The 6,819-nt window shown below is 66.1% G+C and carries 6 protein-coding genes; 2 read left to right on the top strand and 4 right to left on the bottom strand.

Going from position 1 to position 6,819, the window contains the following annotated elements; all coding sequences use genetic code 11:
• From A9W95_RS02455 to A9W95_RS02445, 3 genes are all read right to left on the bottom strand, one after another.
• Positions 1-295, bottom strand: a 295-nt coding sequence (locus tag A9W95_RS02455; RefSeq protein WP_172826534.1) for a B12-binding domain-containing protein, incomplete at its 3' end; no start/stop codon positions are given.
• Positions 292-1,953 (bottom strand): PP2C family protein-serine/threonine phosphatase, encoded by a 1,662-nt coding sequence (locus tag A9W95_RS02450; RefSeq protein ID WP_067409060.1) that lies wholly within the window; start codon positions 1,951-1,953, stop codon positions 292-294. The genes A9W95_RS02455 and A9W95_RS02450, both read right to left, overlap by 4 nt.
• 270 nt (positions 1,954-2,223) lie before the next feature.
• A complete protein-coding gene (locus A9W95_RS02445; protein ID WP_253851536.1) occupies positions 2,224-3,483 on the bottom strand; it encodes an MFS transporter in 1,260 nt (419 codons plus the stop codon).
• A gap of 214 nt (positions 3,484-3,697) precedes the next feature.
• On the opposite strand from A9W95_RS02445, the gene A9W95_RS02440 reads away from it, so the two are divergent.
• Entirely contained in the window at positions 3,698-5,059 is a 1,362-nt protein-coding gene (locus A9W95_RS02440; RefSeq protein ID WP_067409058.1) for a wax ester/triacylglycerol synthase family O-acyltransferase, read from the top strand.
• Between the two features lie 15 nt (positions 5,060-5,074).
• Positions 5,075-5,563, top strand: a complete 489-nt coding sequence (locus tag A9W95_RS02435) for an NUDIX domain-containing protein (RefSeq protein ID WP_067409057.1) — start codon at positions 5,075-5,077, stop codon at positions 5,561-5,563.
• Here the strand turns inward: A9W95_RS02435 and A9W95_RS02430 are convergent.
• On the bottom strand, positions 5,537-6,574 hold the full coding sequence (locus A9W95_RS02430) for a DUF2330 domain-containing protein (RefSeq protein WP_067409056.1): 1,038 nt from the start codon (positions 6,572-6,574) through the stop codon (positions 5,537-5,539). The genes A9W95_RS02435 and A9W95_RS02430 overlap by 27 nt on opposite strands.
• Between the last annotated feature and the right edge of the window lie 245 nt (positions 6,575-6,819).

The following is a 6,819-nucleotide window of genomic DNA, read 5'->3' as shown; positions in this document are numbered from 1 at the left end:
GGTGGTGGGCGAGCGCGGCGATCACCCGATCGTTGATCGCGGTGGCGGCGTGTTCCTGAGCGACGGTGATGCGGTTGGCCGCCCACTCGATGCCCACCTTCTGCTGGACCGGGGCGATCACATCCAGCAAGGCGTCCTCGGGCGCTAGGCCCGCGTCGATGGCGGCGAAGACGGTGGCGGCGGCGGCATACTCGTCACGGTCGATGACCGCTCCCCAAAGCCGATCACGAACAAGGTGCCTGTCAACGGCAGCGGCAGCGCGGGGGGTGGCGGTGTCGGTGTCGTGAGTGCTCAAGCGGTGTACCTTCCGCGGGTATGACCGTCCACCGCGCTGAGGTGAGTGCGACGCGGGGCGGTGATGGCGACCACGGCGATGTCGTCGTGGGCGCGTTGCCCCACCCACTGCGTCGTCATCATCAAGACGCGTTCCACGATCGCCTCGGCCGGCATTCCGGCGCACCCCGTCAACGTGGTGGCCAGTCGTTCCTCACCGAAGAAGTCGTGGCCCAGCGGGCCCCCGCGCGCTTCGGTGACGCCGTCGGTGTACAGCACACACGTCTCGCCAGGTGCCAAGCTCGTCTCGAACGTTTGCAACGTGATCCGGGGAAATGCGCCGACCAGCGTGCCTTTGGTGTCGGCTTCTTCTACCTGTCCGTTTTCGCGCACGATCAATGGCGGGGGGTGCCCGGCGCACGTCAAGCGCAACATCACTTCGCCGTCTTGGTGTGCGACCGACGCGAGCACCATCGTGGCGAAGCGGGTGCTTTCACTGGAAAGCATGGCGGTGTTGAGCAACCGGAGCACACCCTGATGGTCATCGGCCAGCGGCGTCAGCGCTTGCAGAGTGTTACGGATCTTGCCGGTCATCATGGCGGCGTCCAGACCCTTGCCGCAGACGTCGCCCAGCACCACCAGCGTTTCGTCGTCGGGTGTGGCGCCGGGGTGAACGTCGTAGAAGTCGCCGCCGACCACCTCATAGTCTTCTGAAGCCCGGTAACCGCCGGCCAGTTCAATCCCGTGAAACCCGTGTAGCCGCGGCGGTAACAGGTCGCGCATCAGGGTGCGGGTGATGGCGGCTTGCTCGGCGTAGAGCCGGGCCGCTGACAACGCCGCGCCCGCACGGGCGGCGAACAAGCGGGCGAACACCTCGTCGTCCTCGCCGAACACCGACTGGTCCGTGTGCCGTAGCAACACCAGCGCTCCGGCCGAAACGCCGTGACCGGGAAGCGGAATGATCATCACCGACCCCACCAGGCCGGTGAAGTCCTGCGGGACGAGCCAGTCCGGGACCGTCCCGGGGTCGATCCAGCGCGACGGAACCGGCGGGAATCCGCGCAGCGCCTCACTCAGGCCGCCGACCGCAGCGGGATCGGCGTCGACACTGCGCTGTTCCACGACACCGGCCGGGCCACTATAGAAGACGGGTAGCCGTCGGCCGCGGCTGACCGGGGCTATGACCACCGCCGCATCGGCGAGATGGCGTGCCGCCATCCGCACTGTTGCTTCCCGGCAGCGGTCGACGTTGAGCGACGCCGTCAACACCGAAGAAGCTTCCAGCAGAAACGCGGTGCGCTCTTGCTCCCGGGTCAGGGCCCGCTGCGCTTCGCGGAGCAACTGACCGGTGTTTTCGACCAGCGACCACGCCACCTCGCCACCGGCCAAGATCGCCGGATGTGCATCGAATTTGCGGCCATCCACGGTGCCCGACGCCACGAACTTCTCACCGGCCGCCGTACCCGTCGGGGTCCCGATTAGGTCGCGATGCGCCAGCCAAAGCCACGCCGCGGCGTCCTCGAGCGTGCCGCCCAATTCGACGCCGGGCAGCGCCGAAGGCGCGGAGTCACTGAGAGCCCGGACAACCCCGGCGCGATCGACCACCACGGTTGGGCAGGGAACGTAGGTCCACAAACCGGCGAGGTCGAGTTCGACCCCTACGGGAGCACCATCGTGCATGAAGGACCTGCATTCGTTGCGATTGGTCAACTCTCCGAGCAGTCTACGCACAATAGATGTGAATCGCGGTCACAAGTATCGGTGTCGGGCGGGCGCGGTGATGACTGATTCCGCCATTCCGACAGCCATATTGCCGTTTTCTGACGCAATCGGACTAGCATCGCAATTGCGGCGGATCGAGAACGGTTGCTTCTGCTCCAATGCAAGGCGACCTGTGATGCAACCGCAGCGTTGAGGACACAGCGTTGACACTCCGTCGCCGCCCTTAATTCATTGTGTTTGGTTGTCGTTGCCGGCTTCGGCAAGGTGATCGGCGGTCTGCAGAATGCCGACGTAGCGCAGCCAGATGATCAATGACCCGATCGACAGGGCGCCCAGCAGAGCGAACGTTGCGCGAAATCCCCATTCTTCGGCCATAAATCCGCCGAGCAGCGGGCTCAGCGCCGCACCGATTCCTTGGGCCGCCATCAGCGCCCCCTGACCGACGTTGATGTGCCCGGTGCCATCCAGCAGGCGAGCAACCATTCCCGGGACGGCGACCGAGAGCAGCCCAGCGCCGACGCCGTCGAGGATCTGGACCGGAATGACGCCCCAGGTGGTGATGACACCGGCGGCCAATAGGCCGCGTACTGGCAACGCTGTAAACGCGATCAGGATGACCAGCCAATTGCCGCGGGTCTGCGCGATCCGCAACGCGGCCAGTGAGGCGACGATCATGACGGCCTGGGCGACGACGACGGTGGCGGCCACTGTCAGGAACGGGTCGGCACGGGTGGCCACCACCGCCAGCCCGTACAAGGGCAACATCGCGGCATTACCGAGGTGGAACAGGACGATGGCCGCAGCCAACGCCAGCAGTGGCGGAGACTCCAGCACGACGCGAAAACCCGCGGTCTGATGGGCATTTTCGTCGACCGTCGCGCCACGCGCAGCGCCATGGTCGATGCGCCGCGCCGGGATGAACAGCACCGCGGTTATCGTCACGGCCGCGAACACCGCCGCTAGCCCGAACACGGCACCGAAACCGAACTGCCAGCCCACCAGGCCCGACAGGGCTGCCCCGCACATATTGCCCGCGTGGTTGTAAGCCTGATTGCGTCCGTTCTGCGCAGTGAAACCGGATTGCCGCACCACTCCGAGAGTGATGGCGATGACCGCCGGCCCGATGACCGCGCCGGCGATGGCGCTGGCAGCTTGGGCCGACGCGACCACCCAAAACCGGTTGGACACCAGGATCAGTGCCGAGGCCACGACGGTGAATACGCCAGCGGCAATCACCGCCGCACGCTTACGAGTGGTGACGTCGATGAACGCGCCCGCGGGTGCGGTGGCAAGCAAACCCGCGACGTTGCCCAGCGACGTGACCAACCCGATAGCCCCGGTGGACCAACCCCGGCCGGCCAGCAACACCCCGAGAAACGGTCCGACACCGGCCTGCATGTCGGCCATGAAGAAGTTCACCGTCTGTAGCGCCGCGCGGTCCCTGGGCCGTGCCGGTCGCGAAAATGGTTGAGCGGAACGCTTCTTCACCAGCCGACAATAGAGTAGCTCGTGTCGGGCCGCCGGTCAGGCGGGGCGTCGCTGCCGACTATCCGGCCCGTCGTAACCGAAATGCTCTGTCCGCCAATACCAGGAGGCACACCTGCGGTGCGGCCATCGCTGCCGGAACCTTGCCGGCGGGCGACGGCGTCTAGGCGGGAAAGAACCGCTACCGCTCAAGGGTGCGTCGCGGTCTAATGATCGCATGGAGCTGATGGCGCCCACCGACTCGATGTTTCTGATCGCCGAATCGCGCGAGCGTCCGTTGCACGTCGGGGGATTGTCCCTGTTCGACCCGCCCAAAGACGCCGGCCGCAAGTTCGTCCGGAAGTTCTACCGCGCGTTGATCGCCAACGACGAGTTCCAGCCCACTTTCCGGAAACATCCCGCAACCCTCGGCGGCGGGATCGCCCAACTGGCCTGGACCTACGACGACGACATCGACGCCGACTATCACGTCCGGCGCTCGGCGCTGCCGTCGCCCGGACGGGTACGCGATCTCCTGGAACTCACGTCTCGGCTGCACACGAGCTTGCTCGACCGGCATCGCCCGCTATGGGAATTGCATGTCGTCGAGGGGCTCAAGGACGGCCGGTTCGCCATCTACACCAAGATGCATCACGCCCTCGTCGACGGTGTCTCGGCGATGAAGCTCATGCAGCGCACCCTGTCCCCGGAGCCGGACGACACCACGGTGCGGGCGATGTGGAGCCTGCCGAGGCCGCCGCGCCAACAGCCGGTTGCGTCGTCGTCGCGCTGGGGCTCGGTGGTCAGGGCAGCGGAATCGCTTGCGGGATTTGGTCCTTCGACATTGAAGCTGGCACGCGCCGCGCTGTTCCAACAGCAACTGACGCTGCCGTTCGCCGCGCCCCACACCATGTTCAACGTCAAGATCGGCGGAGCGCGCCGGTGCGCCGCCCAGTCCTGGTCGCTGGACCGCGTCAAGAGCGTCAAGAATGCCGCGGGAGTGACCGTCAACGACGCCGTGTTGGCCATGTGCGCCGGAGCGCTGCGTTACTACCTGATTGAGCAGAACGCGCTGCCGGACACGCCGCTGGTCGCGATGGTGCCGGTTAGCCTGCGCGCCGAGAAGGACGCCGACCGCGGTGGCAACATGGTGGGCAGCCTCTTGTGCAATCTCGCGACCCACCTCGAGGACCCTGCGCAGCGCATTCAGGTCATCAGTGAGTCGATGCGCAGCAACAAGAAGGTGCTTTCCGAGTTGCCCCGCACCCAGGTGCTGGCGTGGTCGGCGCTGAACATGGCACCGCTGACGCTGACCGGCGTACCGGGCTTTCTGTCCACGGTTCGGCCCCCGTTCAACATCGTCATCTCTAACGTGCCGGGACCGGCGCAGCCGTTGTATTACGCCGGTGCCCGCCTCGACGGCAGCTACCCGTTGTCGAACATTCCGGACGGACAGGCGTTGAACATCACCCTGGTCAACAACGCGGGCAAGTTGGATTTCGGGCTGGTGGGTTGCCGCCGCAGCGTGCCGCACCTACAGCGGTTGCTCGCACACCTGGAAGCGGCACTCACCGATCTGGAACAGGCCGTCGGGGTCTGAAGGGACCGCACCGTCATGCCCAGAATGAGCGCGGGCGTTTTGCTTTACCGATTGCGCGGCAACCTGGTCGAGGTGTTGCTGGCCCATCCGGGGGGACCCTATTGGGCCCGCAAAGACGAGGGGGCGTGGTCGATTCCGAAAGGTGAGTACACCGAGGACGAAGACGCCTGGTTGGCCGCCCAACGTGAGTTCACCGAAGAACTCGGGTTACCGGTGCCCGACGGGCCGCGCATCGACCTGGGCGCGGTCAAACAGTCGGGCGGCAAGGTGGTCACCGCTTTCGCGGTGCGGGCCGATCTGGACATCACCGACGCCCGCAGCAACACCTTCGAGTTGGAGTGGCCGAAGGGCTCGGGGAAGATGCGCCAGTTCCCCGAAGTCGATCGGGTCGACTGGTTCGCGGTGCCGCAAGCTCGGGTGAAATTGCTACCGGGGCAACGCCTTTTTCTGGATCGGTTGTTGGCGCACGTGCCGGATTCAGGCTCGGGACCGTCTGCGCCGTAACACGACTAGTGTGGCGGCAATCGCCGCAAGCACGACAGCGGTGAGCACCAGCGCCTCCACCGGAATGACGACATCGTCGGCGACGATCCGCACCTCTCGCTGGGGATCGTCGTTCGGGGCGTTGCCGAACGCGAAATCCGAAGTGATGCCGGATGTCTGGTCGATGTCGACGCGAGTCTTGGTCAGGTACCCGCCGTGGTTGCCGACCAATTCACGCAGCGCCGAATCGCGAACGGCGTCGGCGATGTTGCCGGCGAACTGGATTTCGGTGGATTGGCTGCGCGCATCGGCGTCGATGCGTTGCTGGCGGTGCTCGCACAAGGTGAATACCGTGACGTGTTGGGGACCCGGCGCGGCGATCGACAGACGCATGGGATAGACCAGCGCAGTCGACTGGAACGTCAGCCGGACGGGGCTCAACCCTCCTGCTAGGGGAGCGGTGCTCGTCAACCGCATAGCGACGAACGACCACCGGTCGCGCACATACGGATCCATGGCCTGCAACACGGCCGGTCGAATCGCATACCCGTTGTCGGTCAACCACTTCTGCAACCCGGCCAGATCTCCGCCGGCCAGGGTGGTTGCCTCCAACGGTCCCAGTTGCACCTGGCCGACTACCGCAGGGCCGCTTGCGGCAACCGCACCCTCGCGCGGTGCCGAACCCGCGCCCCAGCCCAAACTCCAACGCCGCTCGTGCCGGACCTCCGGTGCGGTGAGCGCATCCAATTCCCGGAAAGTGGCCCCGTCGCCCGCCGCGACGGTGGCCGGTGTCGGAGTCGGCACCACCAAAGCGACATTGTCGCCGGCGGCATCCATGGCCAGTTGCATGAGCACCGTCTCCGTTGCGCCATCCCAATGGGCGAGCGCCACTTCGTGATTCATGGAGGCGCGGCCGCCGGGCGGGGTGATCGCGGCGCCGCACGCGCAGGCGTAGCTGGGCGTGGACAGCGCCACCGCACCGGCCAGGACGACGGCGACAACCGCCAACCGGCATACCCGGATCACCGACATGTCCGACGATGTTACGCGCCGTTTCGCACGCCACCGGGTTTGCTCGTCGACCCGAACTCGGCGACAGGCACAATGGCACCATGACGACCAGCCCGACCGAGCAGGCCGAAGCGCAGACGCTGCTGCTGCAGCTGATAGACCCGGCGACTCGGCCCGACCCGTACCCGCTGTGCACCCAACTGCGCGAGCGCGGGCCGTTGCAATTGCCGGGCGGCAATTTTGTGTTGTTCTCCAATTACCGCGAC

Origin of the sequence: Mycobacterium sp. 1423905.2 (genome assembly GCF_001673155.1) — a bacterium.
GTDB lineage: Bacteria > Actinomycetota > Actinomycetes > Mycobacteriales > Mycobacteriaceae > Mycobacterium.
This window is presented reverse-complemented; position numbering and strand designations above follow the sequence as displayed.

What these genes read in the sequence shown, in the direction of transcription:
- A9W95_RS02430 (WP_067409056.1), bottom strand. Translation starts at nt 6,574, where the DNA reads ATGTCGGTGATCCGGGTATGCCGGTTGGCGGTTGTCGCCGTCGTCCTG.
- A9W95_RS02435 (WP_067409057.1), top strand. Translation starts at nt 5,075, where the DNA reads ATGCCCAGAATGAGCGCGGGCGTTTTGCTTTACCGATTGCGCGGCAAC.
- A9W95_RS02450 (WP_067409060.1), bottom strand. Translation starts at nt 1,953, where the DNA reads ATGCACGATGGTGCTCCCGTAGGGGTCGAACTCGACCTCGCCGGTTTG.
- A9W95_RS02440 (WP_067409058.1), top strand. Translation starts at nt 3,698, where the DNA reads ATGGAGCTGATGGCGCCCACCGACTCGATGTTTCTGATCGCCGAATCG.